This window comes from Tangfeifania diversioriginum, from assembly GCF_900141875.1.
Taxonomy (GTDB): domain Bacteria; phylum Bacteroidota; class Bacteroidia; order Bacteroidales; family Prolixibacteraceae; genus Tangfeifania; species Tangfeifania diversioriginum.
The window spans coordinates 117,757-142,745 of record NZ_FQZE01000009.1 but is presented as its reverse complement, the minus strand read 5'-3'; the positions used below and the strand labels follow the sequence as shown (position 1 = coordinate 142,745).

Sequence of the window (24,989 nt, the reverse complement as noted above, 5' to 3'; positions counted from 1 at the left end):
CAGACAATGGAATTATTAGTGAATTTTCAACCTGCTAATAACGGAGTTGAACAATGCCTATTAAAAATAAATCGTTAGTTTTTCAGCAAACCCTATTTTAATATTGATTCAAATTCCGGTTTTGCTTGCCGGCTGGTTTTCAGGCGAAAAATTCGAGGCAATCGTCCAAAATTACGATCACTGGATTCCATTATCACTTCTCGCAGCAATCGGTATTAAAATGATTTTTGAAAGTTTTAAGCTCAACAGCAAACTTCAAAAATTAAAATCCTTGACAATAAATTTGCTGTTGGGAATTGTTTTAGCTATTCTCATCGATTCGTTACTTATCGGGATGAGCTTTGCCTTCTTTAATTACGATCTACTTTTAATCCTTTTAATATCAACTGTAGTTTCTTTTTTTGCAGCCCTTTTGGGATTAGTTTTAGGTAAAAAAATGAACAAAAAATTCCAGTCACAAATTAAAATCATTGGTGGTTTTATATTAATCGGCTCCTGCCTTAACCTGCTGCTTCTTCCACAGGTTTAACATGCCAAAAAAGTATTTGGCCTTCCACATTGAACTTCTTCCGTAACATAAGATTTTGAGCCCGAAAACAAATTCTTTCTTCTCCCTTTAAAAATAGATGATTTTAAGTAATTTTCTTTCTATTTTTAAGACTTAATCATGTAAACACAGCAGATCGGGGAATTGCACCAAAACTATTACACCTCATGCTGTTAAGAAAAAAGTTACTCATTATGAAAAAATTACTACTAATTTTCACAGCTTTCTTTATTGTAAACCTCGCATCGGCGCAAATTAGTGCCAAGCTAATGCGCTATATGGATGTTTCCGGTTCGCAAATTACATTTGTTTACGGGGGCGACGTTTGGCTGGTTGACAAAACCGGGGGAACAGCCTATCAGGTTACCAGTTCACCGGGCGAGGAATCGTGGCCACGGTTTTCGCCCGATGGCAAACACATTGCCTACACGGCCAGTTACAACGGGAATGCTGATGTTTTTCTGATTCCTGTATCTGGCGGTGTACCTAAACGAATTACCCACAATGCCTTCCCCGACAGGATGGTGGACTGGCACCCCGATGGGGAAAAACTCCTTTTTGCATCGAACCGCGAAAACGGGATTTCAAGACTGAACCAGTTTTTTATGGTAGATAAAAACGGCGGATTCCCTGAAAAACTTCCCATCCCGTACGGCGAACTGGCCAGCTTTTCGCCCGACGGCAAAAAAATGGCCTACATTACAAAAATTACCGAAAACTACCCGTTTAAAAGGTACCGGGGTGGTTTGACTTCCGACATCATTGTTTATGATTTTGAATCGAAAACCACCGAGCGGATCACCGAAAACAAATCGAACGACGGCCAACCAACATGGGCAGGAAACAACATTTATTTTTTGTCTGACCGCGGCGAAAACATGCGACTTAATGTTTGGGAATACAACACCGGTACGGACGAAATAAAACAAGTAACTTTTTACAAGGATTTTGATATTTCGTTTATGACAGCCGGCCCCGATGACATCGTTTTTGAAATGGGCGGCGACCTCTACCTGATGGACCTGCAAACGCTGAAACCGCGAAAAGTAGAAGTGAACGTAATCAGCGATTTATCCACTGAAATGCCGCAAACCAAAAATGTGAGCCGGAATATTTCAAATGCAACGGCATCCCCGGGCGGGAAACGGGTTGTTTTTGAAGCCCGCGGCGAACTGTTCAACGTGCCGGTTGAAGAGGGTTTCACACTGAATATGACGCAATCAAGCGGCGCATTCGACCAAAGCCCTGCCTGGTCGCCCGACGGAAAAACCATTGCCTACTGGAGCGATAAATCAGGTGAATACGAACTTTACCTGCAAGACAGCGAAGTAAAAGAAGAAGCCCGGCAGTTGACCAAACGCGGGAAAGGTTTTGGCTATAAATTGTTCTGGTCGCCCAACAGTAAAAAAATTGCATTTATCGACGAAACCAACACCATTCAAATCATCGATGCTGAAAGCAAAAAAATAACAGAAGCCGGCAACACGCGCTGGAACGTTGGGCACGGGGCACGTTTCAATTTCCCCATTTCGTGGTCGCACGATTCAAAGTGGATTGCTTTTACCGAACGGCTCAACAATGCCAACAGCGCCATTTTTGTCTTCAATACTGAAGAAAATAAAAAACATCAGCTTACTACCGGTTTTTACGAAGATAACTTACCGGTATTCAGCACCGACGGAAAATACCTGTTTTACCTCACCAACCGCAACATGGACGCAGCATACTCTGACCTCGACGATGGTACCTGGATTTATCCCAACGCAACTCAAATTGCAGCGCTCAGCCTGACTCCTGAAAATAAATCTGTTTTAGCGCCCAAAAACGATGAAGTTGAAATAAAAGAAGATAAAGAGGAGAAGGAAGAAAACGGAAAGGAAAACAAGGAAAACGGGAATACTGAAAATGGAGATGGGGAAAATGAAGAGAATGAAGAAGACAAAAAAGCAGAAATCAACTTCGAAAATGCCGAAGCGCGGGTTGAAATTCTCCCACCCAAGGCAGGAAATATAAGCAACCTCATCCCGTTCGACGGCAAATTGGTGTACCTTCGCCGGCCCAACACAGGCTCAGGCGAACGTTCGTCGTCGCTCCACTTTTTTGATTTAAAAGAACGCGAGGAAAAAGAAATTATGGGCAACGTGAGCCAGGTTGCTGCCACTGCCGACGGGAAATCGTTAATCATTTTAAGCCAGGGGAAATATTGTATTATTCAACCTGCGCCAGGGCAAAAAATTGAAAATCCCATTCCTACTGACGGCCTTGAAATGGAATTAATTCCCAAAGAAGAGTGGAGACAAATATTCATGGACACATGGCGCCGCCACCGCGATTTCTTTTACGATCCCAACATGCAGGGAGTTGACTGGAAAGAAATGCACGACCGCTACAGTAAACTGCTCGATGATGTACGCACCCGCTGGGATGTCACCAACCTGCAACTCAACCTGGTGGCTGAATTAAGTGCCGGCCATACCTATGCGATGGGAGGCGATGCCGAAAGTTCACCTTCACGCTCAAACGGCTTTCTCGGAATCGACTGGGAATTGAACAACGGAAAATACCGCATTAAAAGAATTGTACAACCTGCTGAATGGGACACTGAAGTGCGCTCTCCGTTCGACAAACCCGGTGTGGAGGTGAACGAAGGCGATTACATTTTGTCGGTCAACAAAGTAGATCTCAATCCCGAAAAAGATCCTTATGCAGCTTTCGAAGGGCTATCCGGCAAAACAGTTTCGCTCGAAGTAAGTCCAACCGGCCAAAAGGACGATGCCAAAAATGTTGTCGTCAAATGCCTTTCGCGTGGAGAAGAAATTAACCTGCGCTACCTGGAATGGATTGAAAACAACCGCAAAATGGTGGATGAACTGTCGGACGGGCAGCTCGGCTACATTTATATGTCGAACACCTCGGCACGCGGTCAGCTGGAACTTGTCCGCATGTTTTACGGCCAGCTCGATAAAAAAGGATTCATCCTGGACGAACGATGGAACGGTGGAGGACAGCTTGCCGACCGTTTCCTGGAACTGCTCCAGCGCCCGGTTACCTACAACCTGCACTGGCGCCACGGTAAAGACCACACCAATCCGATCAAAACCAATACCGGACCGGTGGGAATGCTTATTAACGGATGGGCTGGCTCAGGCGGCGACGGCCTGCCGTGGGCTTTTCAGGAGCTGGAAGCAGGCCCGATTGTTGGCGAGAGAACGCTCGGTATTTTGGTTGGCCCGGCTACCGGTCATCGGTTAATCGACGGCGGTGCCATAACTGTTCCCGGAGCACGTTTGTACGATAATGACGGGCACTGGTTTTGGGAAGGCGAAGGCGTAGCTCCCGATTTCAAAGTGTGGGACGATCCAGACATGCTGATGCAAGGCCGCGACCCGCAAATGGAAAAAGTGGTGGAAGAAGTACTTGAACTCACCAAAGAAAACAAACACCTGATGACACCTGCTCCTCCACTGGAAGACAGGACAGCAAAAGGACTCAGGGATTCGAACTAAGTTTAACCCGCAGAGTGAAAAAAGGTTAGCCTGAGATTTAAAAGGCTGACCTTTTTTCATTTTTGCCCGGGACTCAAAATATCAGTTGCTGAAAAATCCTGTTATGGAACATGTTTTTAAAAAATGCTTAAAAAAATAATAAATAGTAAAAAACACTTTTTTAGATTTACAATCTGATTTCACAAAATAATGGATTACTACAAACAACAAACAAAATTTTTAGTAGCCGTTGACTGCGTTGTGTTCGGCTACGAGGCAGGAGAAATTAAGTTATTACTTTACCCGCGTGCCTTCGAACCTGTGAAAGGTTCATGGTCGTTAATGGGTGGGTTTGTGCGCGAAGATGAATCGTCAGACCAGGCCGCCTGCCGTGTTTTACAGCAAACAACCGGCCTCAATGATATATTTTTGGAACAGGTGGCCACTTTTTCTGCACCTGAACGCGAAATTTACGAGCGGGTAATCAGCATTGCCTATTTTGCTTTGATACGAATCGACCGTTACAAAAAAAGCAAAGCCGATGAATTTGGTGCAAAATGGTGGCCCATTAACGAATTACCCAACTTGATATTCGACCATGACGAAATGATTCGTCAGGCATTGAAAAAGTTGCAGCAAAAAGCAGGCACCAGCCTGGTGGGAAGTGAGTTGCTGCCCCGAAAATTTACCCTGTTGCAGCTCCGGAAATTATACGAAGCCATTTATCAGCGCGAATTTGATCCCGGCAATTTCAGGAAAAAAATGCTTTCGCTCAATGTGCTGGAACGCATGGATCACAAAAATTCTACTGAATCGAAAAAAGGAGCATATTATTACAAAGTTAAGGCAGATAAAATTGAGGAAGAACTGGAACGAATTGTAAAATATTAAACAGAAAATATTAGCTAAACTCTTCAAAATCGAAATACTATGAGTACACTTGACTGGATTGTTCTTGGTCTGTTTGCGTTAATGCTGGCAGGCATTGTAGTTTGGGTTTTAAAAAAGAAAGACAAAAACACAACCGATTATTTCCTGGCAGGACGTGATGCTACATGGATTGCCATTGGGGCATCCATATTTGCTTCAAATATTGGTTCTGAACACCTTGTTGGCCTCGCGGGCTCAGGTGCCGAAAGCGGAATGGCAATGGCACACTGGGAAATGCATGGCTGGATGATTTTGTTACTCGGGTGGTTATTTGTACCGTTTTATGCACGAAGCAAAGTATTTACCATGCCCGAGTTCCTGGAGCGGCGCTACAACCCACAAGCCCGTTCTTTTCTTTCCATTATTTCGCTGGTAAGCTATGTATTGACCAAAGTAGCCGTAACAGTTTATGCCGGCGGCGTTGTTTTTAAAGATGTTTTCGATATTGAATACATCACGGCCTTTGGTTACAATATTGACTTTTTCTGGATTAGCGCCATCGGTCTGGTTGTACTCACAGGGCTCTACACAACATTTGGCGGCATGAAAGCAGTGCTTTACACTTCGGTGCTGCAAACACCCATTTTGCTCATCGGGTCAATTGCGGTTTTGGTACTTGGCCTCCATAAAATTGGAGGTTGGGGTGAAATGATGGAAATTGCCCGTGCCAATGTTACTGTACATGGTGACTCAATGACCAGTTTGATTCGTTCGCCCAAAGACCCCGACTTCCCCTGGACCGGCGTAATTCTTGGCTCTGCGATTATTGGGTTTTGGTACTGGTGTACCGACCAGTTTATTGTGCAGCGCGTACTCTCGGGCCGCGATATGAAACAGGCACGCCGCGGTACTATTTTTGGTGCCTACTTAAAACTAACTCCGGTATTCATTTTTCTGATTCCCGGAATGATTGCATACGGATTGCAACAAAAAGGTTTGTTCGTGCTCGAAAACAACGATGCAGCCTTTTCAACAATGGTAAAAGAACTGCTGCCCATTGGGTTTAAAGGGATTGTAATCGGGGGAATTCTTGCGGCGCTGATGAGTTCGCTGGCTTCGCTGTTCAACTCATCGGCCATGCTGTTTACTGTCGATTTCTACCAAAAATACAAACCGAATAAGGAAGAGAGGCACTATGTTATTGTGGGCCGCATTGCCACCGTGGTTGTGGTGCTGCTGGGCATTGCCTGGATTCCGGTTATGCGCGGCCTCGGAAAAGTGCTCTACGAGTACCTGCAGGATGTTCAGTCGCTGCTGGCCCCGGGAATAGCAGCGGTTTTCCTGTTGGGTGTCGTTTCGAAAAGGACAACACCAGCTGCCGGTATCTGGGGATTAATAATCGGCTTCACGCTGGGAATGACCCGCCTCGGGCTGAATATCTTTTCGGGATCAATTGCCGAAGATTCGCTTATATACCAGATCTTCCTGGTACATAACTGGCTGCACTACGAAATTTACCTCTTCTTCCTGGTAATTGTTTCAATGGTAATTATCAGCTACTTTACGAAGAAAAAAGATCCGGCTCTTATTACCGGGCTGACATTGCGATCGGCCTCCGCTGAACAAACAGCAGAAACCCGATCGTCTTACAACAACTGGGATATCATCAATTCAATTATCATTATTGCTATTACCCTGGCATTTTACTACTATTTCTGGTAAAATTTATATTGAAATAATCAAAAAAATAGCTGCCATTTCTGGTGGCTATTTTTTATTTTAGAGGATATTTAATTTCAGTATGTACGATATAATTGGTGATGTACACGGATATGCCCAGCCGCTAAAAAACCTTTTAAAGGAACTGGGATACAAAAAAAACGGCAGTGGCTACTCCCACCCTTCCCGCATAGCTGTTTTTACCGGTGATTTTATTAACCGCGGTCCGGAAATCAAAAAAACAATCCGCCTTATCCGCACTATGGTGGAAAACGGCAATGCGCTGACAATACTCGGAAACCACGAAATTAACGCGATTATTGCCGATATAAAAGATGATAACGGAAAGCCGCTGGTGAAGCCACCTATGAAGAATTTCATGTCGGTGCTGAAAACCATGAAGGACTTTTCGGGTAAAAAAGAGGAATGGAAAAGCCATCGCAACTGGATGCGCACATTGCCGTTATTTCTCGAGATGGACGGGATTCGTGTAATTCATGCCTGCTGGTCGGATGCTGCTGTTGACTATTTGAAAAACAATATTCCGCATGAAAAAATAAAAAAAGATGTATTCCGAAAGATTTATAAAATCCCCGATGCTGAACTCACAAAAAACATTTGGCTGATTACAAAAGGCCTTCAATTTAAATTGCCTGCCGATTTAAGGATTCAAAACAACAAAGGAGTATCGCCGCGTTCGTTCCGCATCAGATGGTGGGAGCCCCCAAAAGGAAAAACGTTTGAAGAACTTTCATTCGAGAGTAAATTTCAACTTCCTGGCTATACAATCCCTGAACAGATTCTGCCCGAAACGGTCCCCTATCCACCAGAAGCTCCAATTGTTTTTTTCGGTCATTACTGCCGTTTCAATGGACCACATATTATAACGCCCAATGTTTGCTGTGTAGATTCCTGTGTTACAGGAAGTAAAGTTTTAACTGCTTACCGATGGGAAGGAGAACCACAACTTACTCACCAAAATCTAATTCAAACAAAAAAATAATTTCACCTCAAACTCCCTGATTTACAGACATTAATAACTTTAATTAAAAATATTATTTTTTTGTATTGCAGAAAAAAAAAGAAAGTATATATTTGCATCACCTTTACAAAAGCGAACTGCTTTAAAAAGGGAGTTCTTGAAAGAATTGTAACAAAAATGGTGGCGTAGTTCAGTTGGTTAGAATATCGGCCTGTCACGCCGAGGGTCGCGAGTTCGAGTCTCGTCGTCACCGCAAAGAAAAGCAGCTCAAACGGGCTGCTTTTTTTGTTATAATAAAAAGCTGCCGGGGGGTCGCGAGTTTCCCGAGTACTCGGGATCGTCACCGCAAAAAAAAGCAGCTCAAACGGGCTGCTTTTTTTGTTGAAAAAAAAATGAGCTGACGGAGGTCGCGAGTTTCCCGAGCACTCGGGATCGTCACCGCAAAGAAAAGCAGCTCAAACGGGCTGCTTTTTTTGTTGAAAAAAAAAATGAGCTGACGGAGGTCGCGAGTTTCCCGAGCACTCGGGATCGTCACCGCAAAGAAAAGCAGCTCAAACGGGCTGCTTTTTTTGTTATAATAAAAAGCTGCCGGGGGGTCGCGAGTTTCCCGAGTACTCGGGATCGTCACCGCAAAAAAACAGCTCAAACGGGTTGCTTTTTTTGTTGGTACGTATCAGGATTTTTGCAATAAAATTCTTGAATTATGGATTTTATAGTTTACATCTTACAAAGCAAAAAAGATAATAGTTATTACATTGGATTTACTTCTGATCTAAACCAAAGGCTGGAATATCATAATTCAGGAAAATCGAGATATACCTCCAGAAAGATGCCATGGAAAATCGTTTACACCGAAAAACACAAGACTCGGGCAGAGGCAATGCTCAGTGAAAGATTTCTTAAAAAACAGCGGAACAAAGAGTTCTACAAAAGACTTATTGAAAAGATAAATTAATGGTCGTGAGTTTCCCGAGTACTCGGGATCGTCTTCGCAAAAAAGCAGCTCAAAAGGGCTGCTTTTTTTAAAAATTTTTAATAATCTGGGAGTCCGCTGGCTTTTCAATGTGCCCCATGAAAACAACAAATCAGATCACAAAAAACCCGGTCTGTCGGGTGACAAACCGGGCTGATAGTATAATTTCACCTTCTGAAAATACAGCGTTGTTATTTTACTTTTTCAACGATTGCTTTGAACGCTTCAGGCTGGTTCATGGCCAAGTCGGCCAGTACTTTCCTGTTAATTTCAATATCGTTTTTCTTTAACAATCCCATAAACTGTGAGTACGACAACCCTTCCAAACGGGCGGCCGCGTTGATTCGCTGAATCCACAATGCACGGAATGTTCTTTTCTTGGCTTTTCTGTCGCGATACGCGTACTGCAAACCTTTTTCGTAGGTATTCTTCGCGACTGTCCAAACATTTTTACGCGCACCGAAGTAACCTTTCGTTCTCTTCAGTATTTTTTTTCTCCGGGCACGTGATGCTGCATGATTTACACTTCTTGGCATACTTTTTACTTTTTTGGTAATCGGCGGTCCACCAGCCGGCGGAACACTTTATTGCGCAATCACCTGGTTAATTACTTTTTTTTTAATTAATTAAAATTATTTCATGTTCAGCAAAAGCTTCACATTTCTCTGATTTGCCTGGTCAACGGTTGTCCAGTAGCCCAGATTCCGTTTCCGTTTTTTGCTTTTTTTCGTCAGGATGTGGCTTTTGTAGGCATGTTTCCTTTTAATTTTCCCTGTTCCGGTCAGTCTGAAACGTTTCTTTGCACCGGAATTCGTTTTCATTTTTGGCATAATCCTACTTTGTTAAAATGTTATCAAAGAACTGTATTATTTCTTTTTCGGTGAAATTATCATTGTCATTCTTTTGCCTTCCAGCCGGGGCATTTGCTCAACTGTGCCTAATTCCTCGAGTTCGGTGGCCAGTTTCAGCAGCAAAATTTCGCCCTGTTCTTTAAAAATAATGGAGCGGCCTTTAAAAAACACGAAAGCTTTCACTTTTGCTCCGTCTTTCAAAAATTTTTCAGCATGCCGCATCTTAAAATCAAAGTCGTGGTCGTCGGTTTGCGGGCCAAAACGAATTTCTTTCACAGTAATTTTCTGCGCTTTGGCTTTCATCTCCTTTTGTTTCTTTTTCTGTTGGTAAAGAAACTTGGAGTAATCGGTTATCTTACAAACCGGCGGATCGGCTTTGGGCGAAATTTCCACCAGGTCCAACTCCATCTCATCGGCCAGCTTCAAAGCATCCCGAATGGGATAAACCCCCTGGTTTTCAATATTATCTCCCACCACTCTCACTTGTGGCGATGTAATGTTCCTGTTAATCCTGTGTTGTGGCCCACGGTCCCTTCGTCTGTACGGTGACCGTCCTCCTTTTCTTTTAATAGCTATTTTAAAGTCCTCCTTTATTTAGTTAGTTATACAATCCAGATAATTGATTTCTAACTTCATTCGTCAGAAGCTCAGCAAATTCGCTTAACTCCATTACCCCTTTGTCTCCTTCTCCCTGGCGCCGAACCGAAACGGTTTCCGATTCTGCCTCTTTTTCTCCTACTATCAGTAAATAGGGTATTCTCTTCAATTCGTTGTCACGTATCTTTCTACCAATCTTTTCGTTACGATCATCAACGACGGTGCGAATATCGGAAATATTTAGAAAATCTGAAACTTTTTGCGCATAATCATTGTACTTTTCGCTTATTGGTAAAACCACAGCCTGCTCAGCAGCCAGCCACAGCGGGAATTTTCCGGCGGTATGTTCAATCAACACAGCCACAAAACGTTCCATGGAGCCAAACGGTGCCCGGTGAATCATAACCGGTTTGTGGCGGTTATCGTCCGAACCGATATATTCAAGATTGAACCGCTCGGGCAGGTTGTAATCTACCTGAATTGTGCCCAGCTGCCAGCTTCGTCCCAGTGCATCTTTTATCATGAAATCGAGCTTGGGGCCGTAAAAAGCTGCTTCTCCGGTTTCGGTAACTGTTTTCAATCCTTTTTCTTCACAGGCTTCAATAATTGCCTGTTCTGCTTTGTCCCAGTTTTCAGGGTTGCCAATGTACTTTTCCGGCGTTTTCGGGTCTCGAAGTGAAATTTGCGCCGTGTAATCTTCGAAACTCAGTGCTTTGAAAATGATAAAAATGATATCGATTACTTTTTTAAACTCATCTTTCAGCTGATCGGGACGGCAGAAAATATGCGCATCGTCTTGTGTAAAACCACGCACGCGGGTAAGTCCGTGCAATTCGCCACTCTGTTCATACCGGTAAACCGTGCCAAACTCGGCCATGCGAACCGGCAAATCTTTGTATGAATGTGGCTTGACTTTATAAATTTCGCAGTGGTGCGGGCAGTTCATCGGTTTCAAAAGATACTCTTCTCCTTCTGCCGGAGTGGTAATGGGCTGGAAAGAATCTTTGCCGTATTTGTCGTAATGCCCCGATGTTTTGTAAAGATTTACATCGCCAATGTGCGGTGTTATCACCTGGTCGTAACCGTATTTTTTTTGCACTTTTTTCAGAAAATCTTCGAGGAGCATCCGTAACTGAGCGCCTTTGGGCAACCAGAGTGGCAGGCCCTGCCCCACTGCCTCCGAAAAAGCAAAAAGCTCCATCTCTTTGCCAATCTTGCGGTGATCGCGTTTTTTGGCTTCTTCCAGCATTTCGAGGTATTCAGTGAGCATTTTTTGTTTCGGAAAGGTGATTCCGTAAACACGGGTCAGCATGGGGTTCTTTTCATCTCCCCGCCAGTAGGCACCGGCAATTGATGTCAGCTTAATTGCTTTGATATAGCCGGTGTTCGGAATGTGCGGCCCACGACACAGGTCAGTAAAAGTGCCGTGTTTGTAAAGTGTAATCGTGCCGTCTTCCAGCTCACTGATTAATTCCTGCTTGAATTCATCGCCTTTGGAATTGAACAGTTGCATGGCCTCTTTTTTCGAAATTTCCTCGCGCACGATATCATTTTTCTGCCGGGCCAGCTCAATCATTTTCTGCTCGATTTTTTCCAAATCTTTTTCAGCAAGCTGTTTTTCACCGGGCAATGAAATATCGTAATAAAATCCGGCATCCACAGTGGGGCCAATTCCAAATTTGGTTCCCGGGAACAACTGCTCAATGGCCTCGGCCATCAGGTGAGCCGACGAGTGCCAGAATGCTTCTTTTCCCTCCCTGTCATCCCACGTATGAAGCTTAATTTTTGCATCGTGATCAATTTTACGGGTGAGATCCCAAATCTCGCCATCCACTGAAACCGATAAAACATCTTTTGCCAGCCGGTTGGAAATGGAACGTGCTATTTCCAAACCGGTTACCGGTTCTGCAAATTCTCTCACACTGTTATCAGGAAGTGTTATTTGTATCATTTGTTTTTTAAATTCTGTTTTTTAACGATTTGCAAAGATAATGATTCATTCAAAAGATCAATCTGTGCAAGCCAGTTGTTTGAGAATAATAACCATTAGTCAACATGAGTGTTCAAAAAAAAATATATCAATCAGATATTCGTTCTTTTTAATGTAATTTCCTAACAAACTAAATTCTGATTATTTTTGAGCTTTTCGAAAATTATGGATTTATATACATCAAGATTAAGAAGAGATAAAATGAGAAAATTTGCACTATTATTATTTGCAGTAATTCTGAGTTTAGGCTTAAACGCCCAAACCGGCGAAAAAATCACCCTCGAAGATATTTTTCAGAAAGGGACGTTCAGTGCGCAGTCGGTCAGGGGCCTGCGCTCGATGAACGACGGCGTGCATTACACCACGCATGAAAACGGAACCCGGATAGTGAAATACAGTTACGAAACCGGTGAAGATGTGGAAACGCTGTTCGACATCACCAAAATTGAAGATGCACCAATTTCGTCGTTCGCCGGTTACGAATTCAGCAACGATGAATCCAAAATATTGTTAACTACCGACATCAACCGCATTTACCGGCACTCTTTTACCGCTAAGTATTACGTGTGGAATTCGGTTACCCAAGAACTGGCCCCGCTCTCGGAAAAAGGGGCACAGCAACTGGCCACCTTTTCGCCCGACGGCCAACGCGTTGCTTTTGTGCGCGAAAATAACCTGTTCATTAAAAACCTGAAATTTGGCAGCGAAAGCCAGATAACTTACGACGGCAAAAAGAACGAGATAATCAACGGTGCGCCCGACTGGGTTTACGAAGAGGAGTTCGGTTTTAACAAAGCTTTTTGGTGGTCGCCCGACAGCAAGTTCCTGGCGTTTATCCGGTTTGATGAAACTGAAGTGCCGGAATTTAGCATGACCATGTATGCCGGCGAAAAACCGAGGATTGACAGTAACAGCGTTTACCCGTCGCACGAAACATTCAAATACCCGAAAGCCGGGGAGAAAAACTCCGATGTTACTGTCCACACCTACGAACTGTATTCGCGGGTAACGCAAGAAGTGGATTTGGGTGATTTACCCGATTTTTATATCCCGCGGCTGAAGTGGACACCCGATGCAGAAGACCTTGTTGTAATGCGGCTGAACCGGCGCCAAAACCAGCTGGATGTGTTATACGCCAATCCTTACACCGGTGATTCAAAACCGATTCTTACCGAAAAAAACGACCGGTACATTTCGGAAGATTTTCTCGATGCCTACACCTACCTCGACGACGGGCGCTTTGTAATAATCAGCGAACGCGACGGCTGGTCGCATTTGTACCTGTACGACCGGCTCGGTTTCGAGCAGGGGCAACTTACCAAAGGTGAATTTGATGTAACCGGTTTTTATGGTTTCGACGAAGATGAAAAATTGTTTTACTACCAGGCAGCTGCCGAATCGCCACTTCGGCGGGAAGTTTACTACACCAGCAAAAACGGCGAAACAAAAGGAAAACTCTCCACACTTGCGGGAACCAACCGGGCTGATTTCAGTAAAAATTTCAGTTTCTATATAAATTATTACAGCAGCAACAGTACCCCCAGCCTCATCACACTTCATCAAAATAAGCAAAGCGGCCTGGGACGGGTTTTTCAAAAAGATAACAGAGGGGATCAGATTCGCGTTTTACAAGACAACACTTTGCTGAAAAACAGGTTGAAAAACTACACCGTTCCGCAAAAAGAATTTTTCACGTTTACTACCTCCGAAGGAATTGAATTAAACGGTTACATGATTAAGCCGCCCAATTTCAACGAAACACAGGAGTATCCGGTTTTTATTACCCAGTACAGCGGGCCCAACTCGCAAAGCGTGCGCGACTCATGGGGCGGCGTGGGCTGGAACCACTACCTGGCGCAGGAAGGATTCCTGGTGGTATCGGTTGATCCGCGCGGAACAGGTGCGCGGGGTGAAGATTTCAGGAAAGCAACTTATTTGCAGCTGGGCAAATACGAATCGGACGATATGGTGGAAACGGCCAGACATCTCGGCTCACTCCCTTACGTCGATTCCGGCAATATTGCCATTTTTGGCTGGAGTTACGGCGGTTTTATGACCCTGCTCTCGATGGAAAAAGGTGGCGAACTGTTTAAAGCGGGAATTGCAGTGGCACCGGTTACCAACTGGAGGTTTTACGACACCATTTACACCGAACGGTTTATGACAACCCCGGAAGAAAATCCGGATGGTTACGACGATAATTCGCCGCTCACCCACGCGGGTGATATTGAGGGTAGATTGCTTATCGTCCATGGCTCGGCAGACGACAACGTGCACGCCCAAAATACCTATGAATTTACCGAAAAGCTGGTGCAGAAAGGAATTCAGTTCGACATGGCCATTTATACCAATCGTGCCCACGGAATTAGCGGCGGTAACACAACCATGCACCTGTACACCAAAATGACCAGCTTTTTAAAAGATCAACTTCAGTAAAAATAGTGCTTAAATTTTCTGAATAAAAATTCCGATTCGATGAAAACCAGCCGGAATTCCAATTTTAGTTTTAACAGTTTCAGTGCCGTTATTTTCGACATGGACGGGGTGCTTGTGAATTCCGAGCCGTTTTACGTGGAAGTGGAACAAACGAATTTCCGGCAGCTGGGACTGGAAATTTCGGAAGAGGAACATCAAACCTACCAGGGTACTGCCACCGACCAGATGTGGAAAATCATAAAAGAGCGCCACTCCTTGAAACAACCGGTGGATGAACTGGTAGAGATGACCAACAGTCTGGTTACACCTTATTTCAGTTCACTGGTGGAGATGGAACCGATGCCCGGGGTTGAACAACTTATCAAGAAGCTAAAAGAAAAAGGATTTCCGCTTGCACTTGCCTCTTCATCCACTCCCGATGTGATTGATATCATTCTGAAGAAAACCGGAATGAGAAAATATTTCGATGTGGTGGTTAACAGCCAGTTGGCAGGGGCCAGCAAGCCGGAACCGGATATTTTTATGCTGGCTGCCAAAAAGTTGGCCGTTCAACCCAAAAAATGCCTCGTTATCGAAGATTCCACCAACGGCATAAAAGCGGCCAAATCAGCTGGAATGTTTTGTATTGCTTTTGCCGGTCCCGGCTCGGAATTGCAGGACCAAAGCCAGGCAGATTTAATTGTGACGGATTTTGGAGAACTGATATGATTTTACTCAATGCATTAAGCAAAACAAAAATCCAAATTATAAAATTATTCATTACCAGAGGTTTCTGAAAAAATATACAATGATGTATTACTTCATAGCTTAAGAGCAGCCCCTTGATCCAAATTCAAAACGCAATCCGGGTGGGTCCGTAAAATTGTTGCCGGACAAGCGGTTGAAATTTCGGCATTCAGTGTATTATAAACTGCTTCGGCTTTGCGTTCATCTGGCACAACACAACTGATGTGTTTGCAGCGCATGATTGCAGGAATGGTGAGTGAAAGTGCATGAGTCGGCACGTCATCCAAAGTGGGGAACCAGCCCTCACCCAGTTGTTGTTTGCGACAGGCTTCATCAAGTTCCACCACTTTCACCAGTTTCGGATCGTTAAAATCGGCCACAGGCGGGTCGTTAAACGCAATGTGCCCGTTTTCGCCGATACCGATACAGGCAACATCTATTGGATGCTCGTTCAACAGGTTTTCGTAGCGCAAAACTTCGGCTTCTGCGTCGGGTGCATCTCCGTTGAGGTAATGCACCTGCTTGGGCTGAACCCTGTCCAGAATCCTTTCTTTCAGGTATTTACGAAAGCTGGCCGGATGGGTAACCGGCATTCCTTTGTATTCATCGAGATGAAAAACCGTGATTTTTTTCCAGGCGATGGCCTGCTGCTGCAACTGTTCCAGAAACTGGAACTGCGATGCTCCGGTGGCCAGAATCAGGTTGGTAAACCCTTTTTCGGTAATAGCTGCATTTAATTTTTCAGCTACGGAAATGGCCGCGGCTTTTCCCATTTCATCTGTACCAGGAAAGACTTTTACGGTGAGGTTGTCTTTTTGAAATTCAGTTTCATTCATTTTTTTAAGTATTTAGTATCAAGTATCGAGACGGCTAGTATCAAGATTAGGAAGTCTTGTGTCCCGTTATCTTAAATTCATTCTCTCTATGTCAACAATTCTGTTATAGCAAAATACGTGGTTATAAACGAAAAGATTACCACAGCCCAGATTCCTATGTTCTCGCGGATATTAGCTTTATTGGTTCCCATGAGTTTGGACCGGTTGATCAGCAATAATATTGGAATGGCCACGGCGGGTAGAATCACGGCCTGAAATGCCTGCGAAAAGACCATTAGCGCCGGCGGACGTTGCTCCAGAAAAACGGAGCCAAATGCAAAAAGCATGGCCACAAAAATGAGTATTCGTGACTGGGTTGAATGAATATTCCGTGGTTTTCCTGTGTAATCGGCAATTAGCCAGGGAGCAATCAGCACAATAGGGAAGATGGTGGACAAGCCAGCTCCTACAATTCCTAAAATCAGGATAAAAGCTGCAGCATTTCCACCAATGGGTTCAAACAGTTGAATCATTTCTACAGTGTTGTCCAGTTTCAGTCCCATCACATGGAGTGTACCAGCCGCAACAGCCATAATCACCCCGCTCAGAAACAACATCATGGCGGCAGACACAAAGGCATCCTTTTTTTCTGCTTTCAAATTTTTAATGCCCCAGCCCTTTTCAGCCACCACCGTACTACGCATGACAAACACAGCTGCCGAACAGGTTGTACCGGCAATGGCTGCTGCCAGTCCCATGGCCCCCGGGGTGTCGGGTATTCCGGGAACCAAACCTTTGGCAATAACTGACCAATCGGGACTAACCATAAAAAATACTACAATGAAGGAAAGCCCCATAAAAATTACGAAAATGGTGAGTACTTTTTCGAAGGTTTTGTACTGACCGAACCAAAGCAGCAGGTACAAACCGGTGGCCAGCACCAGGATAATCCAGCCGCGACCAACAATCCGTTCGTTGAAAAGCAGGCGGATGGCTTCCTGTACCAAATCAGCCACAATGCCCATTACGCCCATCAGTGCCAGCAACTCGCCTATTATCAGCGCGATTAAAATATAAAGGGCCAGTACCCAACCGAATTTAAATTCGTGTTTGATGTTGGTCAGTGCGGTTTTCCCTGAAACCAGGGTCACCTTACCGTAGGCCACCATTAATACAAAGGTAAAAACACACGACAATACCAAGGCCCAAAACAGTTCCATGCCGTGTTCGGCACCTGTTTTGGCCATGGTGGTTACGCTTCCGGTGCCGATGTTGTAACCGATGAGAAACAGTCCGGGTCCGACTGCTGCGAGGGAGATTAGTATTTTTTTGTATAATTTGCTCATGTTAAATTTTTTATAAGCTCCAAAATTCAAAAGACAATTTCCTCTATAGGAGTCCTTCGGACAAATAAATTCCAATTTTTCAAATAGCAAATCTCAAATAAATCTCAATTAATCAATTGATTAAACTCCAAACTTCGTCATAAAATGGGATTAATTATTCAGATTTGCTGATGATGGATGAAAAGATTTTTTTCAATTCAACAGATTCCTGATATAAAGCTTTTCCTTCCTTTTCGTCTGTGATTACTTCATTGCTTTCCATAATTAATCTGGTCCAATAAGCCGATTCTTTTGCTTCTTTTCTACAAATTCGTAAACGAAAAATAAAATCCTTTTTGCTAAGTGACTCATTCGCTTCAATATAATTTGCACCAACGGAACCTGAAGCTCTCACCAATTGTTTAGAATCTTCAAGATTTGCAACTGAATGAGTCAATTTTTCAATCCATTTTCTTATTCTTTTCGCAAATTGAAAAGTTCTTTCCTCCAAATCATAAACCGGTTTTCCTTCTTCAACTATATCTTCCTGATTCATAGCCATTTGTTTTTTCTGGCAATTGAGTTTTGGTATTTGTTTGTCTTTTGTCTTTTGCTATTTGTAATTTATTTGAATTTTGGTTATTGTTATTTGTAATTTTTATACACCTTCTCCCCCTTCACCCAAGTCTCCTGTATGTTCACCTGAAAATCTTCCAGGGTAAACAACACAATGTCGGCGCGTTTGCCGGGTTCCAGTGTTCCGCGGTCGTTCAGGTTATAAAGGCGGGCCGGATTGGTACTGGCCATTTGCACCGCATCGGCCAGGGTGCAGCCGGTTACTTTCATAATATAACCTACACCTTTGGTTATGGGCGATGCCGAACCGTACAGCACATTCTGGGCGGGGTAACGCAACATTCCGTCGTTGGTCAACTCGATGGTTTCACCTGTGGAGGTTTTGTACTCGCCCGGTTCCAGCGCTGCGTAATGGGTAACGTCGGAGGTGATGATGGTTTTCTCCACTCCTTTCACTTTGTAAAACACCTGTATTTCTTCCGGCAGCAGATGAAAACTGTCGCAAATGATGCTGATGTTCAGCCGGTCGTCGGATAATTGCGGCCAGAACGGATTGCGGTGACGGTTGATCATATTAGCAGCGCCGTTGCCCAAATGTGTGGCAATTTTTGCACCGCGGTCGATGGCGGCAGTTACCGTTTTCATATCTGCGTTGTGGTGCCCCAGTGCTATAACAATGCCTTCCTGACTGCATTTTGTGATTAAATCCAGGGCTCCTTCCATTTCGGGTGCCAGCGTCAATTGGAGAATGTTTTTGCCCGAGGCTTCGTAAAGTTTCAGAAATTCGTTCCAGTCTGGCAATTTTACAAACTGTTTGGGATGCGCCCCGCGAAATCCGTCTTCCGGGTTAATATATGGTCCTTCGAGGTGAAACCCGGGAATTGAACCCCGCAGTTTTTTGTCATCCACCGCTTTGGAAAGCAGTTCAAAATTACGGGTTAATACATCGATGCTATTGGTGGTAAGCGTTGGCAAATAGGTCGTAACTCCTTTTTTCCACAACTCGCTAGTTGCTTTTTCAATCCCCTCGGGTGTGAGGTCGCTTTCGCCAAAAGCAAACGACACACCGGCAAATCCATTCACCTGGTTGTCGAAAAAGCCCGGTGCAATGTACACCGGATTATCACTAACCGGTTTATCCAGGGTTGTGACGTCCTCAATCATTCCGTTGTTGATTTTTACCTGCACCGGCTGTCCGGTGAAGTAATGAATTCCTTCGATTACCTGTTGTGCATTCATTTCAACTGTTCCAAAAAAAATTAGAAATGCAATTACAATGTAGATTTTTGTTCGAATTATTTTGTTCATTTTGTGCCATTTTTCAATTCATTTCAACATTCAGCGTTAATTTTTTATTTGCATATCCTGTTAAAGTTTAAATTCCCTACTCTCTTTCCGGCTTTTCTCCATGATTTGTTCCATAGATACCGGTTTCCCGCCTTTTTCTTTGCTGAGATCGGCAGCTTCCATGAAAGCAAGGATCTCCAGTGTTTCTTCAGGAGTGACTGGAATAATACCCGAATCAAAATACTTAACTACTTCTTTTAACAAAGGATTATATCCGGCATAGGTTCCCAGGTTGACATTTTCTTTTTCACCATAGATCGTACCTCCATAGCCTCTTTTCCCTTCTCGGATACCCCGGAAGGTGCCAATTCGTCCATCTTTCCAGATGCCGGTAACAAAATCAGCTCCCTCAGTGAATGCTCTGGAAACAGTTTGGCAACCTGTTCCCATTGCAGTGAACAGTGTTTCAACACCATGAATTCCATACCAGAACAAGTCGGGATGTGTCTCTTCCAGAGTTGCAGGGCTAAAAGCATCGGCTCCCAGGATTTTTCCAACCGAGCCGGCTTTAATCTCATCCATGCCACCGATGTACCGTAGCGATGAAGAGGAGAATACAGGAACGCCATAATGTTCGGCTGCGTTAAAAATAATCATAGCATCAGTGAGGGAAGCAGCCATTGGTTTGTCGATAAACATCCTTTTTCCTGCTTTTAATATAGGTAAAGCCTGCTCCAGGTGGCGCCTCCCGTCGTTGGTCTCCAGGAGCACAACATCAACTTTTGAGAGCAGTTCCTCAATGGATCCCACAATCTCAACTCCCATTTCTTTAATTTGCCGGGTATAACCCTCAATGCGTTCTACACTTGAGGGAATATCGAGACTCCCTTTTGGATAAGCGGCAACTACTTTGTAACCAAGATATTCACTACTTGCTTCCTCGCCATTCAAAGTTTTTGTAAAAGCAATACTGTGTGACGTATCCAACCCGATAATTCCCACGCGTTTACCTTGCGCCTCAACCGATCCGGTATTTTTTGCAATCAAAGGCACAGAGATTGATATCCCCAGACCTGCTAATGCACTGTTTCTGATAAAATTTCTTCTTGTTGACATCATAAAAACATATTAAAGTTTCATTTCCCATCCTTTTTCATACTCGCGTGACCAGAGTTTTTGCGCTTTCTTATCGCCTTTAATGTGCCCGTTTTCAGGATTGATTTCCAGCGAATGGCCCACGCGTTGTGCAATATTGCCGAGCTGTACCAGCGCGGTACTTTTATGTCCTGAGTCGATATCGGCTACAAGGTTTTCTCCTGAAAGGATGTTGTTGAAAAAGTTGCGAATATGCAGCGAATCGAGATGGCTCGACGGATTGGCGGCATCGCGCGCATCCACTTTTTGGGTGTCTTTTACTTCTTTTACCACATTGTTTTTCAGATCGAAAACGGTGTACTCGTTACCACCGGGGATAAACATGCTTCCTTTTTCGCCATAAAAAATAACGCCAACCGAACTCCCCTCAATGGGTTTCCCGTTGCAACTGCGGCCTTCCCAGGTCATGGAAATATTCTCCTGAAAATCGAGATTAATCACCTGTGTGTCCGGTGTTTGCCAGTCGTCGGAATAGTGGTATCGACCGCCGTTTGAACTTACTTTCACCGGAAAATCTACACCGAAGCCCCAGCGCATCAAATCCACCATGTGGGTACCGTTGTTCAACGCCTCGCCGGTGCCCCAGTGCCAGAACCAGTGCCAGTTGTAATGTACAATATTATCTTTGTAGTCCGTGCGCGGCGCCGGCCCCTGCCACAGGTCCCAATTGAGCCAGCCGGGCACAGCCGCTTTTTGCCCCACGCCAATGGGGCCGCGATTATTAGTGTACCAGCCTTTTCCAAAGTATGGCCTGCCGATAATTCCGTTTTTCAGCTCCTGAATTCCTTCCACCACATTTGGGTAAGAACGGCGCTGGTTGCCCATTTGCACGGATTTATTATACCGCCTGGCTGCTTCCACCAGTATTTCACCTTCGCGCGGATTGTGGCTGCACGGTTTTTCCAGGTAAACGTTTTTGCCTGCCTGCATGGCCAGCAGCGCTGCCGGAGCATGCCAGTGGTCGGGCGCCGCAACAACTAAAATATCCACATCTTTGCTTTCCAGCGACTTTCTGAAATCTTCAAATCCCTGTGGCTTTTTGTTTTGTACTTTTTGAATATTGGCAGTACATTTTTCAATGGCACGCGAATCCACATCGCACACATGAATTACCTCGCAATTTTCCTGGAAGGCAAAGTTTTGCGCCAGCGCATTTCCGCGTGAATTTACCCCCATTACAGAAGCACGCAACACGTCGTTGGCGCCCATAATGCGTGCATAGCTCGATGCACTGAAGCCCGGGAGAACGCCACCAACCATCAGTCCGGCAGAAACTCCTGCCGATTTCTTAATAAAATCCCTTCTCGAATTGAAATTTTTAGTCATAATATTTTCTTTTATTGATTGTTTTTTATTCCATTTTGATTGTGCCGGTTAAAGTTGATGTAAAAGTCAAGGTTTTCACGAATGATGATGTCCAGCGGTACATATTGAATTTTCTCCGGTTCTTTTTTCCATACAAAAAAATCGAACAATGTTTGAATGGCGCGTTTCCCTTGCTGTACCGGACTCTGTGAGATGACAAAGTCAATTCCCCCGTTGCGCAGATGTGCAATATTCGCTTCTACCAAATCATACCCCACCAGCCGGATATCCAAATCATGTTTACGGTGGAATTCTGAAATAAGAAAAGCTTTGGAATTGGTGACAAAAACACCTTTTATTTCCGGATTTTTGATGTAATATTTGGTGATTTCGCGAAAAACCTCCTCCTTTCTCGTTGACTGGATGGTTAAAGCATGAATGGTTTTACTTTCTTCCAGCCCGTTTTTATTGAAATAACCTCTAAACCCTTCCTCCATTCGCCGGAGTGCCGATGCATTCTCAAATCCTTTGACCATGTTCACCATTAAGATTTCAGCTTTTTCAGGCAGCATGGAGTTGAGCAGCCGGCCAGCGATGTAGGCGCTTTGTTTCACGTCGGGACCAATGTAGGAAAGGCTTTGTCCATGGGGAATATCGGCATCGATAAAAATATACGGAATGCTTTTTTCCCGCAGTTTCGCTGTAAAATGTTTACTTTCCCGAAGAAAAAGAGGGGCAAGCACAACTCCGCTTGGCCCAAGTTCTGCAATTTTAGCTGCCTGTTTAATAAAACTTTTCTCATCGAATAAATCGTAATAATAATATGAGGTGATGATGCCGTAATCTTTGAACTGCGCCGTCGCCATTTCCAGTCCATTTAGTGGCATCGTCCAGTAATGCCCCGGGTATGGAGCAGAGGGAATCAGCGCACAAACTGTAAACTGGTTGCCAAGTGCAAGTGCACGAGCTAGCATGTTCGGATTGAAGTTCAGTTTTTCGATAGCTTCCTCAACCTTTTTTCTTTTTTCCGGGGATACTTTGCCGCGGTGGTGAATAACCCGGTCGATGGTGCCCACCGAAACATTGGCGTATCGGGCTACATCCTGGATGGTTACTTTTTTAGTTCGCTCCACTGCCTTTTCAATTAAATATCATCAAATCTAATGAAATGAAAATCAATATCAAAACAAAAATGTGTGCGTACACACAATAAAATTACTGAGCGTTTTACAACGTTTTATTTTTCACTGAAAATAAATGATTTATAGTTTAGCAAAAAAAAGAAAAATGTTTTAAAACAGAAAAGTGTGCTCGCACACATTATTTGGGTATCAGGCGGATTATTTGTTTTTTTACATGCATCTAAATATGTGAACAGATGTTGGTAAACAGTTTATTGTTGATTTTAGGCCTTGCGGTTTTAATTAAGGGCGCCGACTGGTTGGTAAGCGGTGCATCGGCACTGGCCAAAAAATATCATGTTTCCGATTTGGTAATTGGATTAACTATTGTAGCCTTTGGAACATCGGCACCTGAACTGGTGGTAAATGTGATTGCCTCATCGCAAAATTTCAACGATATTGTTTTGGGAAATGTGCTGGGAAGCAACATTGCCAATCTCTTTTTAATTCTGGGCATTACCGGAATCATCTATCCACTGGTGGTGCAGTCAAGTACAACCTGGAAAGAAATTCCCCTTTCGCTGTTGGCGGTGGTGATTTTATTCCTGCTGGCCAATAACTTTTTTATACTTGATAACCCGGTAATATCGAGGCTCGACGGACTGTTTTTGTTTCTGATGTTTGGCCTGTTTATGTTTTATGTTTACCGGCTCACAAAAACCGACAAGGCACCAGTGGAGGTTGAGGTGAACGCAATGTCGTCATTCAAAATGATAACATTAATTGTAATTGGACTGGCCGGGCTGATTTTGGGCGGAAGGCTGGTAGTAAACAATGCAGTTGAAATTGCCACAATTCTCGGGTTGAGCGAAAAAATCATCGGGTTTACGATTGTGGCCATTGGCACTTCGCTGCCTGAGCTGGCTACTTCGGTGGTGGCCGCTCTGAAAAAGAACACCAACATTGCCGTGGGAAACATTATCGGCTCCAACATCTTCAATATTTTTCTGGTGATTGCTACCAGTGCAGTGGTTTCCCCGGTAACGTTTAATCCTGTTTTTAATATCGACATCTATCTGCTGGCCGGGGGAACGCTTTTCCTTTTCATTGCCATGTTTACCGGCGGAAAAAAGAAACTGGATCGCTGGGAAGCAACTATCTTACTGCTAATTTACCTGGGATACACGGCCATGCTGGTGGCAAAAGAAATCTGAATTGAACTTCTGTTTATCTTCTAAACATATTTAGGATTTTTTTGTTTTATTTTGTAATTAAAAAATTAGACAAAAAAGTTAACAATGGCAGACAACTGGACGACAGAAAATATTCCTGACCTTACGGGAAAAATCATTATCGTGACCGGCGGGAACAGCGGACTTGGTTTTGAATCGGTAAAAGCATTTACAGCGAAAGGTGCAGAAGTGATTCTGGCCAGCCGTTCCGTAGAAAAAGGAGAAAAAGCAAAGGCTGAAATTTTACAGCAACATCCTGAAGGAAAAATCAAAGTAGCAAAACTCGATTTAGCTGATTTGGATTCGGTACGCGGGTTTGCCAAAAATTTTCAGCAAAACCACAACCGGCTGGATGTGCTGCTGAACAACGCCGGAATAATGACAACACCCTATTTTAAAACCAAAGACGGTTTTGAAGGGCAAGTGGGAACCAATCACCTTGGACATTTTGCACTAACAGGGTTGTTGTTGCCGGTTCTGAAAAAAACATCGCAGTCGCGGGTAGTGAATGTGAGTAGTGTAGCGCACAAGCAGGGCAAAATGAACTTCAGGAACCTGCTTTTTGAAAATGGAAAAGGTTATTCACCCATGAAGGCCTATGGCCGTTCTAAACTGGCCAACTTGTTGTTTACCTACGAATTGCAGCGTTTTTTTAAAGCAAACAACATCGACAGTGTTTCGGTGGCTGCGCACCCGGGTGTTTCGCAAACCGACTTGTTTCGCTATCTCGATGAAAAATGGTACTTCCGGATGGTGCGCCCACTGTTTAAAGCCATTTCACAGGAAAGTAAAATGGGCGCTTTGCCCGAAATCAGGGCTGCCGTTGATCCGGAAGTTAAAGGCGGTGAATATTACGGGCCATCAGGTTTTAGGGAAATGAAGGGTCATCCGGTTAAAGTAAAATCCAACAGCGCTTCGTACAATGAAGAAGATGCCCGGAAATTGTGGGAGGTTTCGGAGAAGTTGACGGGGATAAAATTTAATTGAGATATCAAAC

General features: G+C 44.1%; 21 protein-coding genes and 1 tRNA gene. 11 read left to right on the top strand and 11 right to left on the bottom strand.

Features of this window, described 5'->3' with window-relative positions:
* Positions 1–103 precede the first annotated feature (103 nt).
* The 7 genes from BUC07_RS07940 to BUC07_RS21615 all read left to right on the top strand — a co-directional run bounded on the left by BUC07_RS07940 (position 104) and on the right by BUC07_RS21615 (position 8,558).
* Entirely contained in the window at positions 104–529 is a 426-nt protein-coding gene (locus tag BUC07_RS07940; protein ID WP_073168160.1) for a manganese efflux pump MntP, read from the top strand.
* Between the two features lie 212 nt (positions 530–741).
* The gene (locus tag BUC07_RS07935; protein WP_073168184.1) at positions 742–4,053 is read left to right on the top strand and encodes a S41 family peptidase; all 3,312 of its coding nucleotides are present in this window, start codon (positions 742–744) and stop codon (positions 4,051–4,053) included.
* A 189-nt stretch (positions 4,054–4,242) separates the two neighbouring features.
* Positions 4,243–4,923, top strand: a complete 681-nt coding sequence (locus tag BUC07_RS07930) for an NUDIX hydrolase (RefSeq protein WP_073168158.1) — start codon at positions 4,243–4,245, stop codon at positions 4,921–4,923.
* A 39-nt stretch (positions 4,924–4,962) separates the two neighbouring features.
* Positions 4,963–6,624, top strand: a complete 1,662-nt coding sequence (locus tag BUC07_RS07925; protein WP_073168156.1) for a sodium:solute symporter — start codon at positions 4,963–4,965, stop codon at positions 6,622–6,624.
* Between the two features lie 79 nt (positions 6,625–6,703).
* Positions 6,704–7,624 (top strand): metallophosphoesterase, encoded by a 921-nt coding sequence (locus tag BUC07_RS07920; RefSeq protein WP_073168154.1) that lies wholly within the window; start codon positions 6,704–6,706, stop codon positions 7,622–7,624.
* 158 nt (positions 7,625–7,782) lie between these two features.
* A tRNA-Asp gene (locus BUC07_RS07915) sits at positions 7,783–7,856 on the top strand.
* 450 nt (positions 7,857–8,306) lie between these two features.
* Entirely contained in the window at positions 8,307–8,558 is a 252-nt protein-coding gene (locus BUC07_RS21615; RefSeq protein ID WP_073168150.1) for a GIY-YIG nuclease family protein, read from the top strand.
* A gap of 209 nt (positions 8,559–8,767) precedes the next feature.
* Here BUC07_RS21615 and rplT read toward each other — a convergent pair whose 3' ends face one another.
* The 4 genes from rplT to thrS form a co-directional block, all read right to left on the bottom strand.
* Positions 8,768–9,112 carry a 50S ribosomal protein L20 gene (gene rplT / locus BUC07_RS07900; protein WP_073168148.1) on the bottom strand — a complete coding sequence of 115 codons (345 nt, stop codon included), beginning with the start codon at positions 9,110–9,112 and terminating at the stop codon, positions 8,768–8,770.
* A 96-nt stretch (positions 9,113–9,208) separates the two neighbouring features.
* On the bottom strand, positions 9,209–9,397 hold the full coding sequence (gene rpmI / locus BUC07_RS07895) for a 50S ribosomal protein L35 (protein ID WP_449451352.1): 189 nt from the start codon (positions 9,395–9,397) through the stop codon (positions 9,209–9,211).
* 45 nt (positions 9,398–9,442) lie between these two features.
* Entirely contained in the window at positions 9,443–9,937 is a 495-nt protein-coding gene (infC, locus tag BUC07_RS07890) for a translation initiation factor IF-3 (RefSeq protein WP_262509492.1), read from the bottom strand.
* A gap of 88 nt (positions 9,938–10,025) precedes the next feature.
* Complete coding sequence (gene thrS / locus BUC07_RS07885; RefSeq protein WP_073168142.1) at positions 10,026–11,975, bottom strand: threonine--tRNA ligase; 1,950 nt, start codon at positions 11,973–11,975, stop codon at positions 10,026–10,028.
* A 240-nt stretch (positions 11,976–12,215) separates the two neighbouring features.
* Between thrS and BUC07_RS07880 the strand changes: the two genes are divergently transcribed.
* Both BUC07_RS07880 and BUC07_RS07875 read left to right on the top strand, forming a co-directional pair.
* A complete protein-coding gene (locus tag BUC07_RS07880; protein WP_073168140.1) occupies positions 12,216–14,450 on the top strand; it encodes a S9 family peptidase in 2,235 nt (744 codons plus the stop codon).
* A 39-nt stretch (positions 14,451–14,489) separates the two neighbouring features.
* Positions 14,490–15,158: an HAD family hydrolase gene (locus BUC07_RS07875; RefSeq protein ID WP_073168138.1), complete on the top strand. Its 669-nt coding sequence runs from the start codon at positions 14,490–14,492 to the stop codon at positions 15,156–15,158.
* Positions 15,159–15,250: 92 nt separating this feature from the next.
* On the opposite strand, the gene BUC07_RS07870 is transcribed toward BUC07_RS07875, so the two are convergent.
* From BUC07_RS07870 to BUC07_RS07840, 7 genes are all read right to left on the bottom strand, one after another.
* Positions 15,251–16,012, bottom strand: a complete 762-nt coding sequence (locus BUC07_RS07870) for a glucosamine-6-phosphate deaminase (RefSeq protein ID WP_139279508.1) — start codon at positions 16,010–16,012, stop codon at positions 15,251–15,253.
* Between the two features lie 86 nt (positions 16,013–16,098).
* On the bottom strand, positions 16,099–17,337 hold the full coding sequence (locus tag BUC07_RS07865; RefSeq protein WP_073168180.1) for an Nramp family divalent metal transporter: 1,239 nt from the start codon (positions 17,335–17,337) through the stop codon (positions 16,099–16,101).
* 154 nt (positions 17,338–17,491) lie between these two features.
* A complete protein-coding gene (locus BUC07_RS07860; protein WP_073168134.1) occupies positions 17,492–17,872 on the bottom strand; it encodes a four helix bundle protein in 381 nt (126 codons plus the stop codon).
* Between the two features lie 89 nt (positions 17,873–17,961).
* Positions 17,962–19,200 carry an N-acetylglucosamine-6-phosphate deacetylase gene (locus BUC07_RS07855; RefSeq protein WP_083578159.1) on the bottom strand — a complete coding sequence of 413 codons (1,239 nt, stop codon included), beginning with the start codon at positions 19,198–19,200 and terminating at the stop codon, positions 17,962–17,964.
* A gap of 60 nt (positions 19,201–19,260) precedes the next feature.
* A complete protein-coding gene (locus BUC07_RS07850) occupies positions 19,261–20,298 on the bottom strand; it encodes a Gfo/Idh/MocA family protein (protein WP_073168132.1) in 1,038 nt (345 codons plus the stop codon).
* A 9-nt stretch (positions 20,299–20,307) separates the two neighbouring features.
* A complete protein-coding gene (locus BUC07_RS07845) occupies positions 20,308–21,660 on the bottom strand; it encodes a Gfo/Idh/MocA family oxidoreductase (protein ID WP_073168130.1) in 1,353 nt (450 codons plus the stop codon).
* An 11-nt stretch (positions 21,661–21,671) separates the two neighbouring features.
* On the bottom strand, positions 21,672–22,772 hold the full coding sequence (locus tag BUC07_RS07840) for a LacI family DNA-binding transcriptional regulator (RefSeq protein ID WP_073168128.1): 1,101 nt from the start codon (positions 22,770–22,772) through the stop codon (positions 21,672–21,674).
* A gap of 245 nt (positions 22,773–23,017) precedes the next feature.
* Here BUC07_RS07840 and BUC07_RS07835 point away from each other — a divergent pair, with 245 nt between their 5' ends.
* Both BUC07_RS07835 and BUC07_RS07830 read left to right on the top strand, forming a co-directional pair.
* Complete coding sequence (locus BUC07_RS07835; protein ID WP_073168126.1) at positions 23,018–23,974, top strand: calcium/sodium antiporter; 957 nt, start codon at positions 23,018–23,020, stop codon at positions 23,972–23,974.
* Positions 23,975–24,058: 84 nt separating this feature from the next.
* A complete protein-coding gene (locus tag BUC07_RS07830) occupies positions 24,059–24,979 on the top strand; it encodes an oxidoreductase (protein WP_073168124.1) in 921 nt (306 codons plus the stop codon).
* Positions 24,980–24,989: the final 10 nt, after the last annotated feature.

Bases quoted from the DNA above. Each gene is read 5' to 3' on its own strand.
- BUC07_RS07870 (WP_139279508.1), bottom strand. From the start codon at position 16,012: ATGAATGAAACTGAATTTCAAAAAGACAACCTCACCGTAAAAGTCTTT.
- BUC07_RS07845 (WP_073168130.1), bottom strand. From the start codon at position 21,660: ATGACTAAAAATTTCAATTCGAGAAGGGATTTTATTAAGAAATCGGCA.
- BUC07_RS07880 (WP_073168140.1), top strand. From the start codon at position 12,216: ATGAGAAAATTTGCACTATTATTATTTGCAGTAATTCTGAGTTTAGGC.
- BUC07_RS07855 (WP_083578159.1), bottom strand. From the start codon at position 19,200: ATGAACAAAATAATTCGAACAAAAATCTACATTGTAATTGCATTTCTA.
- BUC07_RS07920 (WP_073168154.1), top strand. From the start codon at position 6,704: ATGTACGATATAATTGGTGATGTACACGGATATGCCCAGCCGCTAAAA.
- BUC07_RS07930 (WP_073168158.1), top strand. From the start codon at position 4,243: ATGGATTACTACAAACAACAAACAAAATTTTTAGTAGCCGTTGACTGC.
- BUC07_RS07875 (WP_073168138.1), top strand. From the start codon at position 14,490: ATGAAAACCAGCCGGAATTCCAATTTTAGTTTTAACAGTTTCAGTGCC.
- BUC07_RS21615 (WP_073168150.1), top strand. From the start codon at position 8,307: ATGGATTTTATAGTTTACATCTTACAAAGCAAAAAAGATAATAGTTAT.
- BUC07_RS07935 (WP_073168184.1), top strand. From the start codon at position 742: ATGAAAAAATTACTACTAATTTTCACAGCTTTCTTTATTGTAAACCTC.
- BUC07_RS07850 (WP_073168132.1), bottom strand. From the start codon at position 20,298: ATGATGTCAACAAGAAGAAATTTTATCAGAAACAGTGCATTAGCAGGT.
- BUC07_RS07925 (WP_073168156.1), top strand. From the start codon at position 4,963: ATGAGTACACTTGACTGGATTGTTCTTGGTCTGTTTGCGTTAATGCTG.
- BUC07_RS07865 (WP_073168180.1), bottom strand. From the start codon at position 17,337: ATGAGCAAATTATACAAAAAAATACTAATCTCCCTCGCAGCAGTCGGA.
- BUC07_RS07860 (WP_073168134.1), bottom strand. From the start codon at position 17,872: ATGAATCAGGAAGATATAGTTGAAGAAGGAAAACCGGTTTATGATTTG.
- rplT (WP_073168148.1), bottom strand. From the start codon at position 9,112: ATGCCAAGAAGTGTAAATCATGCAGCATCACGTGCCCGGAGAAAAAAA.
- BUC07_RS07830 (WP_073168124.1), top strand. From the start codon at position 24,059: ATGGCAGACAACTGGACGACAGAAAATATTCCTGACCTTACGGGAAAA.
- thrS (WP_073168142.1), bottom strand. From the start codon at position 11,975: ATGATACAAATAACACTTCCTGATAACAGTGTGAGAGAATTTGCAGAA.
- rpmI (WP_449451352.1), bottom strand. From the start codon at position 9,397: ATGAAAACGAATTCCGGTGCAAAGAAACGTTTCAGACTGACCGGAACA.
- BUC07_RS07835 (WP_073168126.1), top strand. From the start codon at position 23,018: ATGTTGGTAAACAGTTTATTGTTGATTTTAGGCCTTGCGGTTTTAATT.